We start from the raw sequence: 21,713 nt of genomic DNA, 5'->3' as shown, positions 1-21,713 counted from the left end.
GTTCGCCGCGTCCGGTTTCGGGGTTAGATTGCCCCGGCGATAGTCATGACACGTTTTAGCCGCGGACCGGCCCTTCTGATTCTGTTCGCCACGCTGGTGGCGACCGCGGGTACCGGCATTTCGTTGGTCGCCTTCCCCTGGCTGGCATTGCAGCAGCACGACAGCGCACGCGACGCCTCGATCGTGGCCGCCGCAATGACGCTGCCACTAGTGGGATCCACCCTGGTCGCGGGCACCGCCGTCGACTTTTTCGGGCGACGCCGCGTCTCGCTGGTCTCCGATTTGCTGTCCGGCAGCGCGGTGGCCGCCGTCCCCGTGCTCACCGGGTCCGTCGGCGCGGACGCGATCAACAGCGTCGCCGCGCTCGCCGCGCTGGCCTTCTGCTCGGCGGCCTTCGACCCGGCCGGAACCACCGCGCGCCAATCGATGCTGCCCGAGGCGGCCGCCCGCGCCGGCTGGTCGCTGGATCGCACCAACAGCGTCTACGAAGCCATCCTGGACCTGGCCCACATCGTGGGCCCGGGGATCGGTGGTCTGATGATCTCCGTCGTCGGCGGCGCCAACACGATGTGGCTCACCGCCGGCTGCTTCGGCTTGGCGTTCCTGGCGATCGGCGCGCTGCGACTGGAGGGCACCGGCAGGCCACACGCCACCACCCGGCCCGAAGGGCTGGTGTCCGGCGTCGCCGAAGGCCTGCGTTTCGTGTGGAACCTGCGGGTGCTGCGCACGCTCGGGCTGATCGACCTGGTCGTGACGGCCCTGTATCTGCCGATGGAGAGCGTGCTGTTTCCCAAGTACTTCAGCGACCATCGCCAGCCCACGCAATTGGGCTGGGCGCTGATGGCGCTGGGGACCGGCGGTGTGGTTGGCGCGCTGGGCTACGCCGGGTTGTCGAAGTACACCCGGCGGCGCATGGCCGTGCTGACCGCGACCCTGACCTTCGGTGCCGTGTCCGTCGCGATCGCGTTCCTTCCGCCGCTGCCGGTGATTCTGGGGCTGTGCGCGGTGACCGGGCTGGTCTACGGGCCGATCCAGCCCATCTACAACTACGTGATGCAGACCCGGGCACCGCAGCATCTGCGCGGGCGGGTCGTCGGGGTGATGACCGGACTCACGTTCGCCGCCGGCCCGCTGGGGTTGCTGGTGGCCGGCCCGCTCGCCGGCACCGCCGGGCTGCGGACGACGTTTCTGGCACTGGCGGTGCCGATCCTGCTGGTCGGGCTGGTCGCGTGCGGGCTGCCGTCACTGCGCGAGCTCGACCGCGACGCCGCGTTGCTGAGGGCTCCGCCACGTAAAATCGGCCCGTGAGTATCACAGTCAATGCAGACATCATGGCCAACCTGATCGCCAGCCTGCCCGAGGGGACGGTGGTCACCGATCCGGCCATCACCGAAGGCTACCGGCAGGATCGCGCCTTCAACCCCTCCGCAGGCACACCACTGGCCGTGGTGCGGCCGCGCCGCACCGAAGAAGTGAAGGCGGTGATGCGCTGGGCCACCGCCCACAAGGTTGCCGGTCGTGCCCCGCGGTGCCGGCACCGGCCTGTCCGGCGGCGCGACGGCACTGGCGAACGGGATCGTGTTGTCGACGGAGAAAATGCGCGACATCACCGTCGACCCCGTTACGCGTACCGCGGTGTGCCAGCCCGGGCTGCTCAACGCGGAAGTTAAAAAGGCGGTCGCCCAATACGGCCTGTGGTATACGCCCGATCCGTCGTCGTACGAGATCTGCAGCATCGGCGGCAACATCGCGACCAACGCGGGCGGCATCTGCTGCGTGAAGTACGGCGTCACCACCGATTACGTGCTGGGCATGCAGGTGGTGCTTGCCGACGGCACCGCGGTTCGGCTGGGCGGCGCACGCCTGAAGGATGTTGCCGAACTGAGCCTGACCAAGCTCTTCGTCGGCAGCGAGGGCACGCTGGGCATCGTAACCGAGGTGACGCTGCGGCTGCTGCCCGCCCAGAGCACCTCGAGCGTCGTGGTGGCCAGCTTCGCGACACTGGAATCGGCGACCGACGCGGTGCTCGCGGTCACCGGGAAGCTGCGGCCCTCGATGCTCGAGTTCATGGACCAGGCGTCGATCAATGCCGTCGAAGACACCCTGCGGATGGACCTCGACCGCAACGCGGCCGCCATGCTGGTGGCCGGCTCCGACGAGCGGGGCCGAACCGGCAACAAGGACGCCGAGCTGATCTCGGCGGTGTTCGCTGAGCACAAGGCGACGGACGTTTTCAGCACCAGCGATCCGGATGGGGGCAAGGCATTCGTCGCCGCCCGGCGGTTCTGCATTCCCGCGGTCGAGGCCAAGGGTTCGCTGTTGCTCGAAGACGTCGGGGTGCCGCTGCCGGCCCTGGGCAGCCTGGTCACCGGAATTGCCGACATCGCCAAGGAGCACGACCTGACGATCACCGGTGAGCATGGGGTCGGTCGGCTGAAGCGGCCGTGGCTGGACGGCTACCTGGGACCCGACGTGATGTCACTGAACCAGCGCATCAAGCAGGCCCTCGACCCGCTCGGCATCCTCAACCCCGGGTCGGCGATCTAGCTTCATCGACGGTCGGCGGCTGGCCCGGTGGCGATCGGCAGTTGACATCGTACGACTAGTGTCGTACCAATGAGACATGACGCCGGTTATGTCTCACAATGTGCCGGTCATGGTCTAGGCTGGTCACCGCTGACACCTGGCCCAAACCCTGGCCGACGTACAGGGCACTGCGCGACTACGACCCGATGCATCACGTGCTGCCCCCAAAGCATCCCGAGCACGACTACTGCGTGCTGTCCCGGCATGTCGACGTATGGTCCGCGGCCCGGGACCACGACACGTTTTCTCCTCCACGCAGGGGCTGACGGTCAATTACGTCGACGTGGATATGATTGGGCTGCAAGACAATCCTCCATTCGTCATGCAGGACCCGCCGTCCCACACCGAGTTTCGCAAGTTGGTCTCGCGAGGGTTCACTCCTCGCCAGGTCGAGGCGGTCGAGCCCAAGGTTTCTGAATTCGTCGTGCAGCGCATCGAGAAGCCGCGCGCCGACGGCGGCGGCGATATAGTCACCGAGCTGTTCAAGCCACTGCGCTCGCTGGTCGTCGCACATTATCTCGGTGTACCCGAAGAGGATTGGGCCCAGAAATATCAAGGGCCGCAGGATGTTCCCGCGCTACGCTGTACCGCTACTTCGACAATCGCAAGGCGCTGCGCATCGCGTACATCCACCGGGAAACTAGGCCGGGAGATCGCGGCGCGCACCGCCGCCGTCGAGGACCCGCGGGAAAGACTGATCGAAAGCATCCTGGTCACGTTGGCGATGGTACGGGAAAGCCCCGCGCTGTCGTCCTGGTTCGCCACCACTCGCCCACCCGTCGCCGGTGAGCTGGCCGGAGAATCCGACGTGATCGCGGCCCTGGCAACCGCGTTTCTGCATTCGCTAGGCCGCGACGATCCCGCCGCCGTACAGCGCCGGGCCCGCTGGACGGTTCGGGTGATCATCTCGCTGCTGATGTATCCGGACGCGACGCCGACCAGGAAAACGAGCGATGATCGAAGAATTCGTCGTCCCGATCATGGTACCCGGCCGAGGTCTGCGGTTAGCCGGCAGGGATTTCCTGGCCATGGCTCAGGCCACCCAATAGGCTTGCGCCTTGATAGATTTGTGTGGAATGCCGAAATCTTACCGAAATGCTTTGGCCACCGAGCAGGTGGTGCGACTGTCGCAAGCCACCCAGCCGAAGTGGTCACCCGCGTCGAACGCCGCCGACCGTACCGCGTCCAGCAGCCCTCCTCCGCCGTTCGTGCGCGGCACCCAGGTGATGTCGGCGCCCGGCGTCACCGGCAGGTCCCGGTTCTCGTCGCGACCGGCCTATAAGAACACTTGCGCCGAAACGTCGCCCGATCGAAGCGAGCAGCGAATTGATCGCCGGCAGCGAGGCACAGTCCCCGACGATGACTTAGCCGGCCGGAGCCGGATCCGGTATCGCGAACTTGCTGCCCAGCACCGTCGCCTCGATGGTGTCCCCGGGTTCGGCCACGGCGGCCCACCGCGAGGCGATGCCCTCATGCAGGGCGAACTCGACGCTGAGGGTGTCGACGACCGGGGCGGTCAACCAGCGTGTAGCCCCGCTGATGCAGCTTGTCGCCGTCGGCGAACCACATCCGGATCCACATCATCGGGTGCACCTCGTGGTGCGCGAACAATCCGCCGGCCGCGAAATCGAGCCGCTGGTAATGCGAGCCGATCTCGCGGCAGCCGGTGACGGTGAGGCGGTAGTCCCCCGGCGCCCATCAGCTTCAGGACCGTCCCCGCCCAACCCCGTGACGTCCGCTGTTCGCCCATCGCGGTAACGCCTCAATCCCGTGCAACGAAGTTAAATTAGATTAGATTATCTACCTGTCGCTGATTAGCCGGGTACGCGGGTGAAGCGGTGCAGCACCCACGCCGGCGGGATCGTCACCAGCAGCGTCGCGACGAACAGGTACAGCATCGGCCCCGTATAGACGTGCGACCGCACGATGTAGACCATCGCGAACTCCATCTTCAACAGATGGATCAGGAAGATCTCGTAGGAGATCTCGCCCAGCCACACCATCGGACGGCTGGCCAGCAGCTGCGCATACCAACCGCGGTTCCCCAGTGCCAATGGCGCCACCACCAGGGTGGCGATCACGGCGTAGAAGACGGTCTTGACGACCGCCTCCATCATCGATGCCGGCGACGTCGTGGGTGCGCCGCCGATCGGGGTGGCGACGATGAAATAGCAGATGATCGCCAGCGGTATGGCCGCAAACGCGTAGCAGCGCACCCCCATCGCCTCCAGCACCGCCAACAACATGCCGCCCAGAAACCAGGCCAAATAGGTCGGCAGCCACAGCCGCGCGCCGTCGGGAAACCAGTGATCGGCGTACACCAAAACCAGCCAGGCCGGACTGATCACGGCTAGCGCCAGCAGAGTGGTCAGCACCCGATGCGGCTTCCATCTCCGCCGGCAGATGACCACCAGCATCAGGTAGGCCAGGAACGGCAGGATGAGGTAGAACGACACCTCCACCGCCAGGCTCCACATCTGGGTCAAGCCCTGGTGCAGGTACTTGCCCAGGTAGCCGTCGGTGTATATCTGCGTCAGCGTGAGATTGCGTATCAGACCGAGCCAGGAGTGTCCGGGATTCGGGCCGGCCTCCCGGAAGTGGTAGAGGACATAGGCGAACAACACCGTGATGACGTAGGCGGGCATGATGCGCCGAACCCGGTGCCGCGCATAGCGACTCACCGACGGTCCGGGCCCGCCGCGGACGGCCGCCTTCACCCAAGGACGGAACAGCAGGAAACCGGACAGCACGAAGAAGATCGGCACACCGACCTCCATCCGAGCGCCGACCAGACCCCAATAGCCGTGCGTGTACTTGCCGGTGGTGTAGGCCGCGTGCGTGCCGACCACGAGGATCGCGGCCACCGCGCGGACGCCGGTCAGGGAGGCCACCCTGTCGACGTGCGAGATTTGCTCGAGTCCGCCCTGGGCGTCCCGCTCGTCGGAGAGGGTCATTCGGCGTCTCTTCGGCGTGGTTTGGCACCGCCGCACCAGGGCTTGTCCGACGACTTGCCGGACCCGCAGTCAGGCCGAAGGTCGGTCAATACACTCGATATGCGGGTCAGTTCAAGCTTTTTCAGCGTCGCTCGGGGTAACTTCGCGGGCAGTTCTACCAGCGAGAAATCCGGACCGATGGCGATGTGGCCGAAATCGCTGCGATGCAGTCCGCCTTCGTTGGCGATGGCGCCGACGATCGCTCCCGGCCCGATCTTGTGACGCTTGCCCACCGCGATCCGGTAGGTCTGGAATGAGCGTATGTCCCTTGACTTTTGCGGCAGACCCTGACGTTCGCCATCGCGGTCGGCCCGCTCGCGGCGCCAGGGCGGCGGTTCGGGTGCCATCAAGAACTCGTCGCCGTCGCGCGACTGAACCGCAAGCGCGGCGGCGATGTCGGCCATCGGCACGTCGTGTTCGCGTTCGTAGTCCTGCACCAGTTTGCGTAACAGGTCCAACCCCGGGCTGCCCAGCGCGCTGGTGATGGAGTCGGCGAATTTCGCCATCCGTTGCGCGTTGACATCTTCGACGGTGGGCAATTCGGCCTCGGTGAACGTTTGCCGCGTTGCCTTCTCGATCGCTTTGAGTAGATGGCGTTCCCGTGGCAACACGAGCAGCACCGCGGCGCCCGAACGGTCAGCCCGGCCGATGCGTCCGATGCGGTGGACATGGGACTCGGTGTCGTGCGGAATGTCGTAGTTGGGGACGTGCGAAATGCGTTCGACATCCAGCCCCCGCGCCGCGACATCGGTGGCGACCAAGATATCAATACTGCCGTCCTTTAGGGCGGTTATGGTGCGTTCCCGCTGTTGTTGTGCGAGGTATCCGTTGGTGGCCGCCACGGAAAACCCTCGTGCCCTGAGCTTTTCGGAAACATCCTCGGTCGCCTGCTGGGTGCGTATGAAGATGATCATCGCCTCGAACGGCTCGACTTCCAGAATGCGGGTCAGCGCGTCCATCTTGCGTGGCCCGGCCACCTGAATGTAACGCTGCGAAATGTTCTTGGCGGTAGCGGTTTTCTCCTTGGAGGTGACCTCGAAAGGATCGTGCAGGTACTTGGCGCTCAGCTTGCGGATGGCTGCGGGCATGGTCGCGTAGAACAGCGCTACCTGCTTGTATTCCGGCGTCTCGGACAGAATGCGCTCGACGTCCTCGGCGAAACCCATGGCGAGCATCTCGTCGGCCTCGTCGAGCACCAGGTAACCCACCCGCGACAAGTCGAGGGTGCCGCGTTCGAGGTGGTCGATGACGCGGCCGGGTGTGCCGACCACGACTTGCGCGCCGCGCTTGAGGTCGGCCAGCTGCACGGTGTAGGACGAACCGCTGTAGATCGGTAGCACGTTGATCTGCGGCAGGTGGGCGCCATAGCGCCCGAACGCCTCGGCGACCTGCAGGGCCAGCTCGCGCGTGGGCGCCAGCACCAGGGCCTGGGTCGCCTTACTGGTCACGTCTCGATCTTGGACAGGATCGGGATTGCGAAGGGCGCGGTCTTGCCGGTTCCGGTCTGCGCCAGCCCCACGACGTCGGAACCGGCCATCAGCGCCGGAATCGTCGCCCCCTGAATACCGGTCGGCGATTCGTATCCGACGTCGGCGATGGCCCACAAGACGGAGGGGTGGATCTGCAGGTCGGCAAACGACGTAGCGGCCGCGTCAGGCGAGCCGTCGGGGACTGTCATCGTGCAAGCAGTTTAGTGGTGATCGCGAGCGCAGCGCAGCTGGGCGTAGCGACGCGTATGGATCGCGTGAATTGCGCTACAGCACGCGGAGTGCCTGCCCCACCGCTGCACGCGATGCCGGTACGGTGGCGCGATGTGTGGTGCCTACCCTGCCGTCCCGAGCCGCTGACCGCCGGCCTCCTGGCCGCCTTCACGTTATCGGGTTGCGGTTCGGGAGACTCGACGGTCGCGAAGACACCGCAAGCCAGCATAAAGGCAACCGCATCGATCACCGCTCCGGCCACCCCCATCCCGGCCGCGTCGCCCGCCACCAGCACACTGTCCGACCCTTGCGCGATCAACCTGGCTTCGCCCATCATCGCCAAGGTGGTCTCCGACTTGCCCCGCGATCCGCGCAGTCAGCAGACCTGGAACCCGGAGCCGCTGGCCGGCAATTACAACCAGTGCGCCCAACTGTCGGCCGTGATCATCAAGGCCAACACCAATGAGCCCAACGCGACCACCCGGGCGGTGCTGTTCCACCTCGGGCAGTTCATCCCGCAGGGAGTGCCGGATACCTATGGGTTCAACGGGATCGACGCGTCGCAAACCACCGGTGACACGGTGGCGCTAACCTACCCCAGCAGGATCAACGGGTTGAACACCAATGTACGCTTCCATTGGAATGGCAGCTCGGTCGAGCTGATCGGCAACACCGCGCGCTGAACCGGCACGCCGCCGCATCCGGCCGCACTGTGGCCCTCTCCCCCTACAGTGGCTACTGTGTTCGTCACCGACGACAGCATCGTTTACAGCGCGTCGGACCTGGCCGCCGCGGCCCGATGCGAATACGCCCTGCTCCGGGACTTCGATGCGAAGCTCGGCTGGGGGCCCGCCGTCACCGTCGAGGACGAACTGTTGGCGCGCACCGCCACCCTCGGTGATGAGCACGAACATCGCGAACTCGACCGGCTGCGCGAGGAGTTCGCCGAGGGCGTCGCGGTCATCGGACGCCCTGCCTACACCCTCGCCGGGCTGCGCGCCGCCGCCGAGGCGACCGGGCGTGCCCTCGCCAACGGCGCGCCGGTGGTGTATCAGGCCGCGATGTTCGACGGCCGGTTCGTCGGGTTTGCCGACTTCCTGGTCCGCGACGGTGGGCAGTACCGGCTGGTCGACACCAAGCTGGCCCGCTCTCCCAAAGTCACCGCGTTGTTGCAGCTGGCTGCCTACGCCGACGCGCTTACTGGCATGGGGGTGTCCTTCGCCGACGAGGCCGAACTACGGCTCGGCGACGGCTCGGTGGTGCGCTATCGCGTCCGCGATCTGATCCCGGTCTTCCGATCCCAGCGCGCCCTGCTGCAGCGGCTGCTCGACGCTCACTACGCCGGCGGCGCGGCGGTGCGTTGGGACGACACCGCGGTGCGGGCGTGTTTTCGCTGCCCGTTGTGCACCGAGCAGGTACAAGCCGCCGACGATCTGCTGCTGGTCGCGGGCATGCGAACCAGCCAGCGCAAAAAGATCATCGACGCCGGGATCGCCACGGTGGCCGAGCTGGCCGAACACCGCGGGCCGGTTCCCGGTCTGGCGCCAAGCGTGCTGGACAAGCTGACCGCTCAGGCGAAACTACAAGTCCTACAACGTAATACAGGAATCCCCCATTTCGAGATCGTCGACCCTCAGCCGCTGACCCTGCTGCCGGAGCCCGATCCGGGTGATCTGTTCTTCGACCTTGAGGGCGATCCGCTGTGGACCGCCGACGGCCGCGACTGGGGCCTGGAATACCTGTTCGGCGTGCTGGATGCCGCCGGCAAATTCCAGCCGCTGTGGGCACACAACCGGGTCGACGAACGCAAGGCGCTGATCGACTTCCTGGAGCTGGTAGCCAAGCGCCGCCGGCGCCACCCCAACATGCATATCTACCACTACGCACCGTATGAGAAGACCGCCCTGCTGCGGCTGGCCGGCCGCTACGGTGTCGGCGAGGACCAGGTCGACGAGTTGTTGCGCTGCGGGGTGCTGGTGGACTTGTACCCGTTGGTGCGCAAGAGCATTCGAGTGGGCGTGGAGTCGTTCAGCCTCAAGGCGCTCGAACCGCTGTACATGGGACAACAGCTGCGCGCGGGCGACATTACCACCGCCACCGACTCGATCACCTCCTATGCCGAATATTGCGAGCTGCGGGACGCGGGCCGCATCGACGAAGCCGAGACCGTGCTCAAGGACATCGAAGACTACAACCAATACGACTGTCGGTCGACGCAGGAGCTGCGCAACTGGCTATTGGTGCGCACCTGGGAATCCGGCGTCACACCGGTTGGCGCCCAACAGGTTCCCGACGACGACACCATCGACGACCACGACGAGCTGGCGGCGCGGCTGGCGGCGTTCGCCGGTGATGCCGTCGCGGGACATCGCACCCCGGAGCAGGTCGCCGTCGCGCTAGTGAGCGCGGCGCGCGGCTACCATCGGCGCGAGGACAAACCCTTCTGGTGGGCGCACTTCGACCGGCTGAACTTCCCGGTCGACGAATGGTCGGACAAAACCGACGTCTTCGTCGCCGAGTGGGCGTCGGTCAGCGTCGACTGGCACACACCACCGCGGGCCCGCAAACCGCAGCGGCGCGTCACGTTGCGGGGCGAGCTGGCCCGCGGCGATCTGGCGACCGAGGTGTTCGCGCTCTACGATCCGCCGATCCCACCGAGCATGAGCGACAACCCCGATCGGCGGGCGGCCGGCCGGGCCACCGTGGTGGAAGTCGATGATCCGGCCGTGCCCACCGAAGTTGTAATCCTGGAGCGAGTGGGCAACGACGGCAATACGTTTCATCAACTGCCGTTCGCGCTGACACCCGGGCCACCCATTGCCACCACGTCGTTGCGCGACTCGATCGAAACGACCGCGGTCACCGTGGCGTCCGGGCTGCCGCGACTGCCGCGCACCGCGATCGTCGACGTGCTGTTGCGCCGCGCGCCCCGTACCCGTCGTGGCATCGCGCTGCCGCGCAGCGCCGACACCGTCGCCGACATCACCGCGGTGGTGCTGGATCTCGACTCGTCCTACCTGGCGGTGCATGGGCCGCCCGGCACCGGAAAGACCTACACGGCCGCCCAGGTGATCACTCGCTTAGTCACCGAACACCACTGGCGCGTCGGTGTGGTGGCGCAGTCGCACGCGACGGTGGAAAACCTGCTGACCGCTGTGGTCGATGCGGGCCTGCAACCGGACCGGGTCGCGAAGAAGAAATACGACACCCGTGCGGCACGCTGGCAGCAGATCGACAGCAACGAGTACGGCGCCTTCATCTCCGCCGCTGATGGATGCGTAATTGGCGGCACTGCTTGGGATTTCGCCAACGCCAATCGGGTGACGCCGGGCAGTCTGGATCTGCTCGTGATCGACGAGGCGGGGCAGTTCTGCCTAGCCAACACCATCGCCGTCGCGCCGGCGGCCGCGAACCTTTTGCTGCTCGGCGACCCGCAGCAGCTTCCGCAGATCAGTCAGGGCACTCATCCCGAACCGGTCGACACCTCCGCGCTCGATTGGCTGGTCGACGGCCAGCGCACGCTGCCCGAAGCGCACGGCTACTTCCTGGACCGCTCCTACCGGATGCACCCGGCGGTGTGCGCAACAGTGTCCGAGCTTGCCTATGAGGGCCGGCTGCACTCCCACGACGAGCGCACCGCCGCACGTCGGATCGACGGTTGCCAGCCCGGTGTGCAGGTGCTTTCCGTTCGCCACCAAAGCAATTCGGTCGAAAGCCTAGAGGAGGCCGATGCGATCGTCGGTGAGATCGGGCGGCTGCTCGGAGCGTCGTGGACCGAAGAGCACGGCACCAGGCCGCTGGAAGCGTCCGATGTGCTGGTGCTGGCGCCGTACAACGCCCAGGTGTCGCTAATCCGCCGGCGATTGACGGCCGCAGGCCTGGACACGGTCCGGGTCGGAACGGTGGACAAATTCCAGGGTGGGCAGGCGCCGGTGGTCTTCATCTCGATGACGGCATCGTCAATCGACGATGTGCCGCGCGGAATCTCGTTCCTACTCAACAGGAATCGCCTTAACGTAGCGGTCAGCCGGGCCCAGTACGCCGCGATCATCGTGCGCTCGGAGCTGCTGACCGAGTACCTGCCCAGCACACCGGCAGGCCTGCTGGAGCTGGGCGCCTTCCTGACACTGACCACCCCGACCTGAACGCGGTGCCCGGTCTGGCCACCTACTGGCGTGCTGGCCGTAGGGGTCGGGTCGTCGCCGGGAGCTGACGGGTGATGTCCCGTCGAGTCGTTGACCCATCGCCCGGGGACGCCGCGATCGGTGCGGGTGGCGGGACCGGACAGGTGCGGCGGAAGCTCGACGACCGGACAAGTGATTGCGCACTAAGCTCGAGACCCATTGTAGGCAAACGTCATCGGAGCGCGTGACGACCAGCCGCCGCCGGCGCGACGGGCACCGATCGGCGCATCGGGCACGGCGGGCCGGATGTCCGGCTCGCGGCGCAGGATGACTTCGACGTAGTCGTCATCATCGTCATAGCCACGCGCGCCGTGATGGCCGTAGTCGCTGTCCGCCGGCGCCCGGCCCGATCGCGCACGGGGCGCCGGCGTGGGGACTAACCCGAGCAGGAACAGTGCGGCCGCGATCCCGAACAACGCGATGAACGCGGGCAACAGGATCGATTGCGACATCGCAGCCGCAAACGGCTCACGGACGAACGCGGGCAGTTGCAGCGGCATCTCCGCGCCGATCCGCCAGGTCATGAACGCCGCCATGGCGGCGCTTCCCAACACCGCCCCGAGCTGGCGGACCGCGTTGTAGACCGCGGAGCCGGTGCCGGCCAGATCCGGTGGCAGGTCGCGGGTGGCGGTCGCCGTCAGAGGCGACCACACAAACGCCATCCCGACACCCACCGCGCCGAACAGCAACACCAGCCACCAGATCGGCGTGTCTGGCGACATTTCGAAGGAAAGCCATGTCAGCGCGATCGCGAGCACCGAGAAGCCGAACCCGATCACGGGCCGCGGGTTATACCGGTCGATGATGCGGCCCGCGAACGGCGCGAGCACGCTGTTCGCGACCGCCATCGGGGCGATCAGCAGCGCCGAACGTGTCGGCGACAGCCCGCACACCGACTGCGCGTAAAACGTCAGCGGCAGTATCGCCGCCGTCGCGACGAACGAGGTGATGGCGACACCGATGCTGCACAGATCGAAATCACGGTCGGCGAACACGTCGAGCGGGATCAGCGGCTCCCGGGTGTTCATCGACTGCCAGTAGACGAACATCGAGAGGAACCCGGTACCGGCCACGATCGTCGCCCAGATCCAGGGTTGCCAATGGGCGGCCTGCCCCTGCTGCAGGCCGAACACGATCAAGAACATGCCCACCCCGGACAGACCGACGCCGACCAGATCGAACCGATGCCCCTGGGTGGGTAGCACCGGGACCAGCCGCACCGCCAATGCCAGCCCGATGACACCGAGCGGGATGTTGACGAAAAAGATCCATTCCCAACCCAGTCCGTCTATCAGCACACCGCCCGCGAGCGGACCCACCAGGCTGGCAACGCCGGCGGTGGCACCCCACAGGCTGACCGCCACCCCGCGCCGTTGCGGCGGGAAGATCCGGGTGATCGTCGACAACGTTTGCGGGGTAAGCACCCCGGCGCCGATCCCCTGGACCACCCGGGCGGCAATCAGCGTGCCGCCGCTGCCGGCCAACCCGCACCACAGCGAGGCGGCGGTGAACACCACCAGACCGATCAGGTAGAGGTTCTTCGTGCCGAACCGGTCCCCGAGCCGGCCGGCCACCAGCAACACCACCGCGTAGCCCAGCAGGTATGCGCTCGTCACCCAGACCACCGCGTCGTAGCCGATGTGCAGGTCGGCCATGATCGTCGGATTCGCGATCGCGACAATGGTCGAGTCGACCATGATCATGAAAAAGCCGACCATCATCGCCCACAGCACGTGCCACGGATTCCCCTCGTTCGACCGGCGCGACGGGATAAGTCTGCCGACCTGGGCCGCCCCGGCGCGGCCAGGCCCCGCGCGCCGGGCATGCCCGAACGACCCGGGCCTAGCCGTGGTCATGCACTCACCTCGCTTCAGCGCCCGATGGCCGTCCCCTGCCCTGCACAGGTGAGCCACCGCACGCGCACAATGTGTTCCCCGTGGCAACGGACAATTGGCCCGCATCGCCACCGACCCGTGTTCAGCCCGACATTATTCCTGTGGGGTAACTCGCTGCGCACCCCCGGGCCACCTGGGCGCCGGAAAAGGTCGGAGAAGGCACGCGCTGCCGCTGCCCCGGGTTCAGCAAACCGGTGTTAGCCTGACATGAATGCCAGCTGTAAGAGAGGCACTATGCGCGCACGACGCAGTCGGTCAGCGATGAAGGCCCTACGACGATCCCAACCGATGTCGGACACCATCCCGGTCAGCGACACGGGTCGCCCCAAGGCGTCCACGAGGGCGTTGGCGCAGGTCATCGAACGTAGCACGCGCATGCAGGGCCCGGTTGCCGAGGCGTACGTGGCCCGGCTGCAGCGCGCCTACCCGGGTGCGAGTCCGGCCGAGATCGCCACCAAGCTGGAAAAGCGGTACCTGACCGCGTTGACGGCCAGCGGCGCGGCGGTGGGATCCGCCGCGACATTCCCCGGGATCGGGACGCTGACGGCGATGTCGGCCAGCGCCGGCGAGACCATGTTCCTCATCGAGGCGACCGCGGTGTTCGTCCTGACCAACGCTGTGATTTACGGCATTCCCGCCGATCACCGCGAACGGCGCCGCGCGCTGATGCTGGCCGTCCTGGTCGGTGACGACAGCAAGCGCGCCATCGGCGAGCTGATCGGCCCCGGCCGCACCAACGGCGGTTGGCTGGCCGAGGGGATGGCCTCGTTGCCGCTGTCGACGCTGGGGCGGATCAACACGCAAATGTTGAATTACTTCGTCAAGCGCTACGCCGTGCGGCGGGGCGCGTTGATGTTCGGCAAGATGCTGCCGGTCGGCATCGGTGCCGCGATCGGCGGCGCTGGCAATCGCATCATCGGCAAGAAGATCGTCCGCAACGCCCGCCACGCGTTCGGCACCCCGCCGTCCCGGTGGCCGAGTACTTTGCACGTGTTGCCGTCGGTTCACGGGGCGGGCCGGTAGCCGTCCGGCCCATTGCACCTTCTCGCTGGCGAAATAGTGGCGAGGGGTTAGCCTTTATGGGGCGGTGAGGTTGACGCCGCTACCAGTGTGAGGTACCTCGCTACCGAGGTGCGGCAGAGGCGCAGGCGCTGAGCGATCATGTTTACGGGCCTGCAGGACACGAGAATTGAGGCGAGCAGCGGCCGTGAGCAACATAAGTTCACCGTTCGGACAGAACGAGTGGCTGGTCGAGGAGATGTACCGCAAATTCCGCGACAACCCGTCGTCGGTGGATCCGAGCTGGCACGAATTCCTCGTTGACTACAACCCCGAGTCGACGGCCACCTCGGCGGCGGAGACGCCGAGCCCCGGTGACGGACGGGGCGCCGCGCCCGCGGCGGCCACGCCCGGCGCGGTCGCCGCACCCCTGACCGCGCAGGCCGCACCCGCGAGCACCGCTTCGACTGCCAACGGTGCCGCGCCGGTCGCCAAAGCGCCCACCGCGGCACCCGCGGAGGGTGACGAGCTGCAGGTGCTGCGCGGCGCTGCCGCCGCCGTCGTCAAGAACATGTCGGCGTCGCTGGACGTGCCGACGGCGACCAGCGTCCGGGCCGTTCCGGCCAAGCTGATGATCGACAACCGCATCGTCATCAACAACCAGCTCAAGCGCACCCGCGGCGGGAAGATCTCGTTCACACACCTGCTGGGTTATGCACTGGTGCAGGCGGTCAAGCAGTTCCCGAACATGAACCGCCACTACGCCGAGATCGACGGCAAGCCGACCGCGGTCACCCCGGCACACACCAACCTCGGGCTTGCCATCGACTTGCAGGGCAAGGACAGCAAGCGCTCCCTGGTGGTGGCCGGCATCAAGAAGTGCGAGACCATGCGGTTCGCCGAGTTCGTCTCCGCCTACGAGGACATCGTGCGCCGCGCCCGTGACGGCAAGTTGACCGCGGAAGACTTTGCCGGAGTGACGATTTCGTTGACGAACCCCGGTACCATCGGCACCGTGCACTCGGTGCCGCGGCTGATGTCCGGCCAAGGCGCGATCATCGGGGTCGGCGCGATGGAGTACCCGGCCGAATTCCAGGGCGCCAGCGAAGAACGCATCGCCGAGCTCGGCATCGGCAAGCTGATCACCCTGACCTCGACCTACGACCACCGCATCATTCAGGGCGCGGAGTCCGGCGACTTCCTACGCGCCATCCACGAAATGCTGCTCTCGGACGACTTCTGGGACGAGATCTTCCGCGAGCTGGGAAATCCCTACCTCCCGGTCCGGTGGAGCACCGACAACCCCGATTCGATCGTCGACAAGAACGCTCGGGTCATGGAATTGATTGCGGCATACCGCAACCGCGGTCACCTGATGGCCGACATCGACCCGCTGCGCTTGGACGGCAACCGATTCCGCAGCCACCCGGATCTGGAAATCCTCAATCACGGTCTGACCCTGTGGGACCTCGACCGCGAATTCAAGGTCAACGGCTTAGCGGGCTGCGAGCACAAGAAGCTGCGCGACGTGCTGGGCCTGCTGCGCGATGCCTATTGCCGCCACATCGGCGTCGAGTACACCCACATCCTCGAGCCCGAGCAGCAAAAGTGGCTCGAGGAACGGATCGAGACCAAACACGTCAAACCGACTGTGGCAGAACAGAAGTACATCCTCAGTCGACTCAACGCGGCCGAAGCCTTCGAGACCTTCCTGCAGACCAAATACGTTGGGCAGAAACGCTTCTCGCTGGAAGGCGCCGAAAGCGTCATTCCGATGATGGATGCGGCGATCGACCAGTGCGCCGAGCACGGCCTGGACGAGGTCGTCATCGGCATGCCGCACCGCGGCCGGCTCAACGTGCTGGCCAACATCGTCGGCAAGCCCTACTCGCAGATCTTCTCCGAATTCGAAGGCAACCTGAACCCCTCGCAGGCGCACGGCTCCGGTGACGTCAAGTACCATCTCGGCGCCACCGGTGTGTATCTACAAATGTTTGGCGACAACGACATTAGGGTATCGCTGACGGCTAACCCGTCGCACCTCGAAGCCGTCGACCCGGTACTGGAGGGATTGGTCCGGGCCAAGGAAGACCTGTTGGACAAGGGTGACGGCGAGGAAGGCTTCTCCGTCGTGCCGATGATGCTGCACGGCGATGCTGCTTTCGCTGGGCAGGGCGTGGTCGCCGAGACGCTGAACATGGCGCTGCTGCCCGGGTATCGCGTCGGCGGCACGATTCACGTGATCGTCAACAACCAGATCGGCTTCACCACCGCGCCGGAGTACTCCCGGTCCAGCGAGTACTGCACCGACGTCGCGAAGATGATCGGCGCCCCGATCTTCCACGTCAACGGCGACGACCCCGAAGCCTGCACGTGGGTGGCCCGGCTGGCCGTGGACTTTCGTCAGAAGTTCAAGAAGGACGTCGTCATCGACATGCTGTGCTACCGACGCCGCGGGCACAACGAGGGTGACGATCCCTCGATGACCAATCCCTACATGTACGACGTGGTCGACACCAAGCGCGGGGCCCGCAAGAGCTACACCGAGGCCCTGATCGGCCGAGGCGACATCTCCATGAAGGAAGCCGAGGACGCGCTGCGCGACTACCAAGGTCAGCTGGAGCGGGTGTTCAACGAGGTCCGCGATCTGGAGAAGCACGGCGTGCGGCCCAGCGCGTCCGTGGAGTCCGACCAGCTGGTCCCCGCGGGGCTGTGCACCGCCGTCGACAAGGCGCTGCTGGCGCGCATCGGCGACGCATTCCTGGCGGTGCCGGAGGGATTCGAGGTGCACCCACGGGTGCTGCCCGTGCTTAAGCAGCGCCAGGAGATGGCCTACGAGGGCAAGATCGATTGGGCGTTTGGCGAACTGCTGGCGCTGGGATCCCTGGTCGCCGAGGGCAAGCTGGTGCGGCTGTCGGGGCAGGACACCCGGCGCGGCACGTTCTCACAGCGGCATGCGGTGATCATCGACCGGCACACCGGCAAGGAGTTCACGCCGCTGCAGCTGCTGGCAACCAACCTCGACGGTACCCCGACCGGTGGCAAGTTCCTGATCTACGACTCCCCGCTGTCGGAGTACGCTGCGGTCGGCTTCGAGTACGGCTACACCGTGGGGAACCCGAACGCACTTGTGTTGTGGGAAGCGCAGTTCGGCGACTTCGTCAACGGCGCACAGTCGATCATCGACGAGTTCATTAGCTCCGGCGAGGCCAAGTGGGGCCAGCTGTCCAACGTGGTGCTGCTGCTGCCGCACGGCCACGAGGGTCAGGGCCCCGACCACACATCGGGCCGGATCGAGCGGTTCCTGCAGCTGTGGGCCGAGGGATCGATGACGATTGCGGTGCCGTCGACACCGTCAAACTACTTCCACCTGCTGCGCCGGCACGCGCTCGATGGCATTCAGCGCCCGCTGATCGTCTTCACCCCGAAGTCGATGCTGCGCAACAAGGCGGCGGTCAGCGACATCCGGGACTTCACCGAGCTCAAGTTCCGCTCGGTGCTGGAGGAACCCACCTACGACGACGGCGTCGGCGACCGCAGCAAGGTCCGCCGTATCCTGCTGATCAGCGGGAAGCTCCACTACGAGCTGGCGGCACGTAAGGCCAAGGACAACCGCGAGGACGTCGCTATCGTGCGGATCGAGCAGTTGGCGCCGTTGCCGAGGCGCCGGCTAAGCGAGACCCTGGACCGGTACCCGAACGCCTGCGAGTTCTTATGGGTGCAGGAGGAGCCCGCCAACCAGGGCGCCTGGCCGCGGTTCGGCCTGGAGCTGCCCGAGCTGCTGCCGGACAAGTTGACCGGGCTCAAGCGCATCTCGCGACGGGCCATGTCTGCTCCCTCTTCAGGCTCGTCCAAGGTGCACGCCGTCGAGCAGCAGGAGATACTCGACACCGCGTTCGGCTAGCCCGGCGACGGCGAGCGCCGCAACCGCGCGCCAGGGCTTTGCCAGTCCACCCGCAGGGCCGCCGGCGACACCAGTTAACCTCGACCCCACGGGGCGGTCCTGAGAAAGGGGTGTACATGCAGGGATTCGCCGGTAAGGTCGCCGTGGTCACTGGGGCCGGGTCGGGCATCGGCCAGGCGCTGGCCGTCGAACTGGCCCGCTCGGGTGCCAGCCTGGCGATCAGCGACGTCAACACCGAGGGCCTGACACAGACCGAGGACCTACTCAAGGCCATCGGCGCACCGGTGAAGGCCGACCGGCTCGACGTGACCGAGCGCGAGGCCTTCCTGGCCTACTCCGACGCGGTCAACGACCACTTCGGCAAGGTCAACCAGATCTACAACAACGCCGGGCTCACCCACATCGGCACCATCGAGTTCAGCCGCTTCAAGGACATCGAGCGGGTGATGGACGTCGACTTCTGGGGCGTCGTCAACGGCACCAAGGCCTTTCTCCCCCACCTGATCGCCTCCGGCGACGGCCATGTGATCAACATCTCCAGCGTGCTCGGCCTGATGTCGCTGCCTGGTCAGCCGGGCTACGTCGCGGCGAAGTTCGCCGTCCGCGGCTTCACCGAGGCGCTGCGCCAGGAAATGCAGGTCGCCGAGCACCCGGTCATGGTCACCACGGTGCACCCGGGCGGCATCAAGACCGCGATCGCGCGCAACGCCACCGCCGAGATTGCCGAGGGCATGGGTCTCGCCCAGGAAGAGATCCTGGCGAACTTCGACCAACAGGTCGCCAAGACCACACCGGAGCGCGCTGCCCAGATCATCCTGGAAGGAGTCCGCAAGAACAAGGCCCGAGTGCTGATCGGGCCGGATGCCAGGTCCGCCGACCTGATGGTGCGGGTGGGCCCGGGCTATCAGCGGCTGTTCAGCCCCGTCACCCACCGGGTCGCCGCGCCGAAAAAGAAAAAGCGGTAGCCGCTCACCGCCCCAGCGGATGTTCGGCAAGCCAGCCACCGGCGACCGCCTGCGGGTCGGCACCGCCGGCCACCTGCCGGCGCATCTCGGCCAGGGCCGCGGTGTCCAGCACACCCGCCACCTCGTTGATCGCCAGCACCTGCCGGTCGGTCAGCACGTTGCGGCGGTAAAGCGGCACCACGTTCTCCGCCCGGATCAGCGCGGGCTTGCCGTCGGCGAGCGGCACCAGGTCGCCCGGCAGCGCCGGGTCTGCGGCCGTGGTCCAGCCCGCGGTCAGCTCCCCGGCCCGCAACGCGGCGAACATCGTTGCGCCATCCGGGAATTTGCGCGGGGCGGGCATCCGGCAGGTTCCGACGACCGATGGTGTGAGGTGGCCGGCGATCGCGCCGACGGTCAACCCGGCGCAGTGCTTGCCCAGCGTGCTCAGGTCTGCGCTGCGATCCTGGCCGCCCCAGGCCTTCGCGGTCGGTTGCGTAACCAACAGCACGGGTTTGTCCTCGGCGGCGGTGGTGTAGTCGCCGGCGGCGATGCCCTCGGGGAGCGCCGCCACCATTGCGCGGTAGACCTGGGCGTCGGAGAGCGCGGTGGCGCCGGGCTGCAGAGCCTGCAGCGTTCGGCCGGTGAACGCGGGAGCGACGCCGAACGCGCCTGAGTCCAAGCGCGCCATCGGATCGTCGGCGGTCTCGGTTCGCGCCGCGAAGCCGTAGGACCGCAGCGCCGCGGCGTAGACGCCGGCCAGCAGCACCGACAGGGTGTCCGTTTTGGAGCCGACGACGACGTCGGGCTTACCGCGCTGACCGCACGAGGTGCAGGCGGCGGCGAGCAGGGCCGCGACCAGCAGCGCCGCCAGCAGGCCGATCTTCACGCCGTGTTGTCTGTGGCCCGCGCCACAGCCTGAGCCACCGCCTTGCCGACGCGCGTGTCCAGCGGACTCGGCACGATCCGGTCCGGGGCGAGCTCGTCGCTGACCACGGAGAAGATCGCCTCGGCCGCGGCCACCATCATCTGCTCGGTGATCCGGCGCGCCCCGGCGTCCAGCGCACCGCGGAACACCCCGGGGAACGCCAGCACGTTGTCGATCTGATTTGGTAAGTCGCCGCGACCGGTGGCCACCACGGCGGCATGGCGTGCCGCGACGTCCGGATGAATCTCCGGGTCGGGGTTCGACAGCGCGAACACGATGCCCTTGGGCGCCATCGTGGCGATCAGTTCCTCCTGCACGACACCCGCCGACACCCCGAGAAACCCGTCGGCTCCCTTGAGCGCCTCCACCATGCCGCCGGTGAGGCGGTGCGGATTGCTGCTGCGCGCCAGGTCGGTCTTGACGATGTTCATGACGTCCCGGCCGTCGTGCAGAATGCCCTACGAGTCGCAGCACCGTGATATCCGAAACACCCATATCCAGAAAGAGTTTCGAGCACGCCACGCCCGCGGCCCCGGCGCCGGACACGACCACCCGCATCGATCGCATGTCACGGCCCAGCAATTTGCTGGCGCCCATCAGCGCGGCCAGCACGACGATCGCGGTGCCGTGCTGGTCGTCGCGCATGACCGGGCAGTCCAGCGCGTCGATGAGGCGTCGCTCGATCTCGAAGCAGCGCGGCGCGGAGATGTCCTCGAGGTTCACCACGCCGAACGTGGGCCGCAGCCGCACCGCGTTTCGACGATCTCGTCGGGATCCTTGGTGTCCAACACGATCGGGATCGCATTGAGGTCGGCGAACTGCTTGAACAGCGCGCTCTTGCCCTCCATCTCCGGCAGCGCGGCCGCCGGCCCGATGTCACCGAGCCCCAGGACCGCGCTGCCGTCGCTGACCAAGGCCACCAGCCAGTTCGCCCAGGTGTGCGGTCGGCCAGGGTGTGGTCGGCGGCGATCGCCCGACTGACCTGCGCGACTCCCGGCGTGTAGGCGATCGACAGCGCACGCTGAGTGTCCAGCGACGCCTTCATGTCGACCGAAAGCTTCCCACCCACGTGGGCCTCGAAGATCTCGTCGTCTCCGATGACTAGCGGTGGTGACACGATTTCGGGCACCCGGCCAGGGTGCTGACTACATAATTGGTCGCCTAACGTCAGATCAACTTCAGCTCGGTGACCGCATTGCGCTCGTCGACCAGCTCAGCGGTGGTTTTGTCGATGCGGCCGCGGGAAAACTCGTCGATGTCCAGTCCCTGCACGATCGACCAGTTTTCGTCCTTGGTGGTCACCGGGAACGACGACACTATGCCCTCGGGCACGCCGTAGGAGCCGTCGGAGAAGACCGCCATCGAGACCCAGTCACCGTCCGCGCTGCCTAGCAGCCAGTCGCGGGCGGGGGATATAGGGGGCGGCGCCGCCGCGGCGGGCGAGGGCGGCCCCCGCGCGGCGGGGGGGGGGGGGCGGCGCCTGGGGGGCGGCGGGGGGGGAGGGGGTTTGAGTGGGGGGCGGGCGGGCGCGGCCGGGGGGGGGGTGGGTGGGGCGGGGGGGGGGGGGGGGGGGGTGGGGTGGG

General features: G+C 66.9%; 9 protein-coding genes and 7 pseudogenes. 9 read left to right on the top strand and 7 right to left on the bottom strand.

The features are described 5' to 3' along the window. The first annotated feature begins 45 nt into the window (after nucleotides 1–45). The 4 genes and pseudogenes from FQ389_RS11620 to FQ389_RS11605 all read left to right on the top strand — a co-directional run. A complete protein-coding gene (locus FQ389_RS11620; protein WP_144207780.1) occupies nucleotides 46–1,308 on the top strand; it encodes an MFS transporter in 1,263 nt (420 codons plus the stop codon). A 23-nt stretch (nucleotides 1,309–1,331) separates the two neighbouring features. Then, nucleotides 1,332–2,547, top strand: a pseudogene (locus tag FQ389_RS11615) (FAD-binding oxidoreductase). Between the two features lie 98 nt (nucleotides 2,548–2,645). Further along, nucleotides 2,646–3,133: pseudogene (locus FQ389_RS11610) on the top strand (cytochrome P450); the annotation flags it as partial. Beyond that, a pseudogene (locus FQ389_RS11605) lies at nucleotides 3,133–3,635 on the top strand (TetR/AcrR family transcriptional regulator); the annotation flags it as partial. The pseudogenes FQ389_RS11610 and FQ389_RS11605, both read left to right, overlap by 1 nt. 38 nt (nucleotides 3,636–3,673) lie before the next feature. Here the strand turns inward: FQ389_RS11605 and FQ389_RS11600 are convergent. The 3 genes and pseudogenes from FQ389_RS11600 to FQ389_RS11590 form a co-directional block, all read right to left on the bottom strand. Beyond that, nucleotides 3,674–4,336: pseudogene (locus tag FQ389_RS11600) on the bottom strand (siderophore-interacting protein). A 64-nt stretch (nucleotides 4,337–4,400) separates the two neighbouring features. After that, complete coding sequence (locus FQ389_RS11595) at nucleotides 4,401–5,540, bottom strand: acyltransferase family protein (protein WP_144207777.1); 1,140 nt, start codon at nucleotides 5,538–5,540, stop codon at nucleotides 4,401–4,403. Beyond that, a pseudogene (locus FQ389_RS11590) lies at nucleotides 5,537–7,257 on the bottom strand (DEAD/DEAH box helicase). The gene FQ389_RS11595 and the pseudogene FQ389_RS11590 overlap by 4 nt, the downstream one beginning before the upstream one ends. 114 nt (nucleotides 7,258–7,371) lie before the next feature. Here FQ389_RS11590 and FQ389_RS11585 point away from each other — a divergent pair. Beyond that, complete coding sequence (locus tag FQ389_RS11585) at nucleotides 7,372–7,962, top strand: LppP/LprE family lipoprotein (protein WP_260860695.1); 591 nt, start codon at nucleotides 7,372–7,374, stop codon at nucleotides 7,960–7,962. A gap of 57 nt (nucleotides 7,963–8,019) precedes the next feature. Then, a complete protein-coding gene (locus tag FQ389_RS11580; protein ID WP_144207774.1) occupies nucleotides 8,020–11,424 on the top strand; it encodes a TM0106 family RecB-like putative nuclease in 3,405 nt (1,134 codons plus the stop codon). 182 nt (nucleotides 11,425–11,606) lie between these two features. Here FQ389_RS11580 and FQ389_RS11575 read toward each other — a convergent pair whose 3' ends face one another. After that, complete coding sequence (locus FQ389_RS11575; RefSeq protein ID WP_407662862.1) at nucleotides 11,607–13,184, bottom strand: MDR family MFS transporter; 1,578 nt, start codon at nucleotides 13,182–13,184, stop codon at nucleotides 11,607–11,609. A 408-nt stretch (nucleotides 13,185–13,592) separates the two neighbouring features. Between FQ389_RS11575 and FQ389_RS11570 the strand changes: the two genes are divergently transcribed. The 3 genes from FQ389_RS11570 to FQ389_RS11560 all read left to right on the top strand — a co-directional run bounded on the left by FQ389_RS11570 (nucleotide 13,593) and on the right by FQ389_RS11560 (nucleotide 19,226). After that, nucleotides 13,593–14,381, top strand: a complete 789-nt coding sequence (locus tag FQ389_RS11570; protein WP_407662856.1) for a hypothetical protein — start codon at nucleotides 13,593–13,595, stop codon at nucleotides 14,379–14,381. 184 nt (nucleotides 14,382–14,565) lie between these two features. After that, nucleotides 14,566–18,261, top strand: a complete 3,696-nt coding sequence (locus tag FQ389_RS11565; RefSeq protein WP_144207766.1) for a multifunctional oxoglutarate decarboxylase/oxoglutarate dehydrogenase thiamine pyrophosphate-binding subunit/dihydrolipoyllysine-residue succinyltransferase subunit — start codon at nucleotides 14,566–14,568, stop codon at nucleotides 18,259–18,261. A 116-nt stretch (nucleotides 18,262–18,377) separates the two neighbouring features. Next, a complete protein-coding gene (locus FQ389_RS11560) occupies nucleotides 18,378–19,226 on the top strand; it encodes an SDR family NAD(P)-dependent oxidoreductase (RefSeq protein ID WP_144207834.1) in 849 nt (282 codons plus the stop codon). Between the two features lie 4 nt (nucleotides 19,227–19,230). Here the strand turns inward: FQ389_RS11560 and FQ389_RS11555 are convergent, their stop codons facing one another. The 3 genes and pseudogenes from FQ389_RS11555 to FQ389_RS11545 form a co-directional block, all read right to left on the bottom strand. Further along, complete coding sequence (locus FQ389_RS11555; RefSeq protein ID WP_144207763.1) at nucleotides 19,231–20,091, bottom strand: glycine betaine ABC transporter substrate-binding protein; 861 nt, start codon at nucleotides 20,089–20,091, stop codon at nucleotides 19,231–19,233. Continuing rightward, nucleotides 20,088–21,259: pseudogene (locus FQ389_RS11550) on the bottom strand (NAD(P)-dependent malic enzyme). The gene FQ389_RS11555 and the pseudogene FQ389_RS11550 overlap by 4 nt, the downstream one beginning before the upstream one ends. 38 nt (nucleotides 21,260–21,297) lie before the next feature. Beyond that, nucleotides 21,298–21,588, bottom strand: a pseudogene (locus tag FQ389_RS11545) (malate dehydrogenase); the annotation flags it as partial. Nucleotides 21,589–21,713: the final 125 nt, after the last annotated feature.

It is taken from the genome of Mycobacterium tilburgii, from assembly GCF_902168065.1.
Classification (GTDB): Bacteria; Actinomycetota; Actinomycetes; order Mycobacteriales; family Mycobacteriaceae; genus Mycobacterium; species Mycobacterium tilburgii.
Note: the sequence above shows the minus strand (reverse complement) of the source record. Positions and strands in the feature narration are given on the sequence as shown.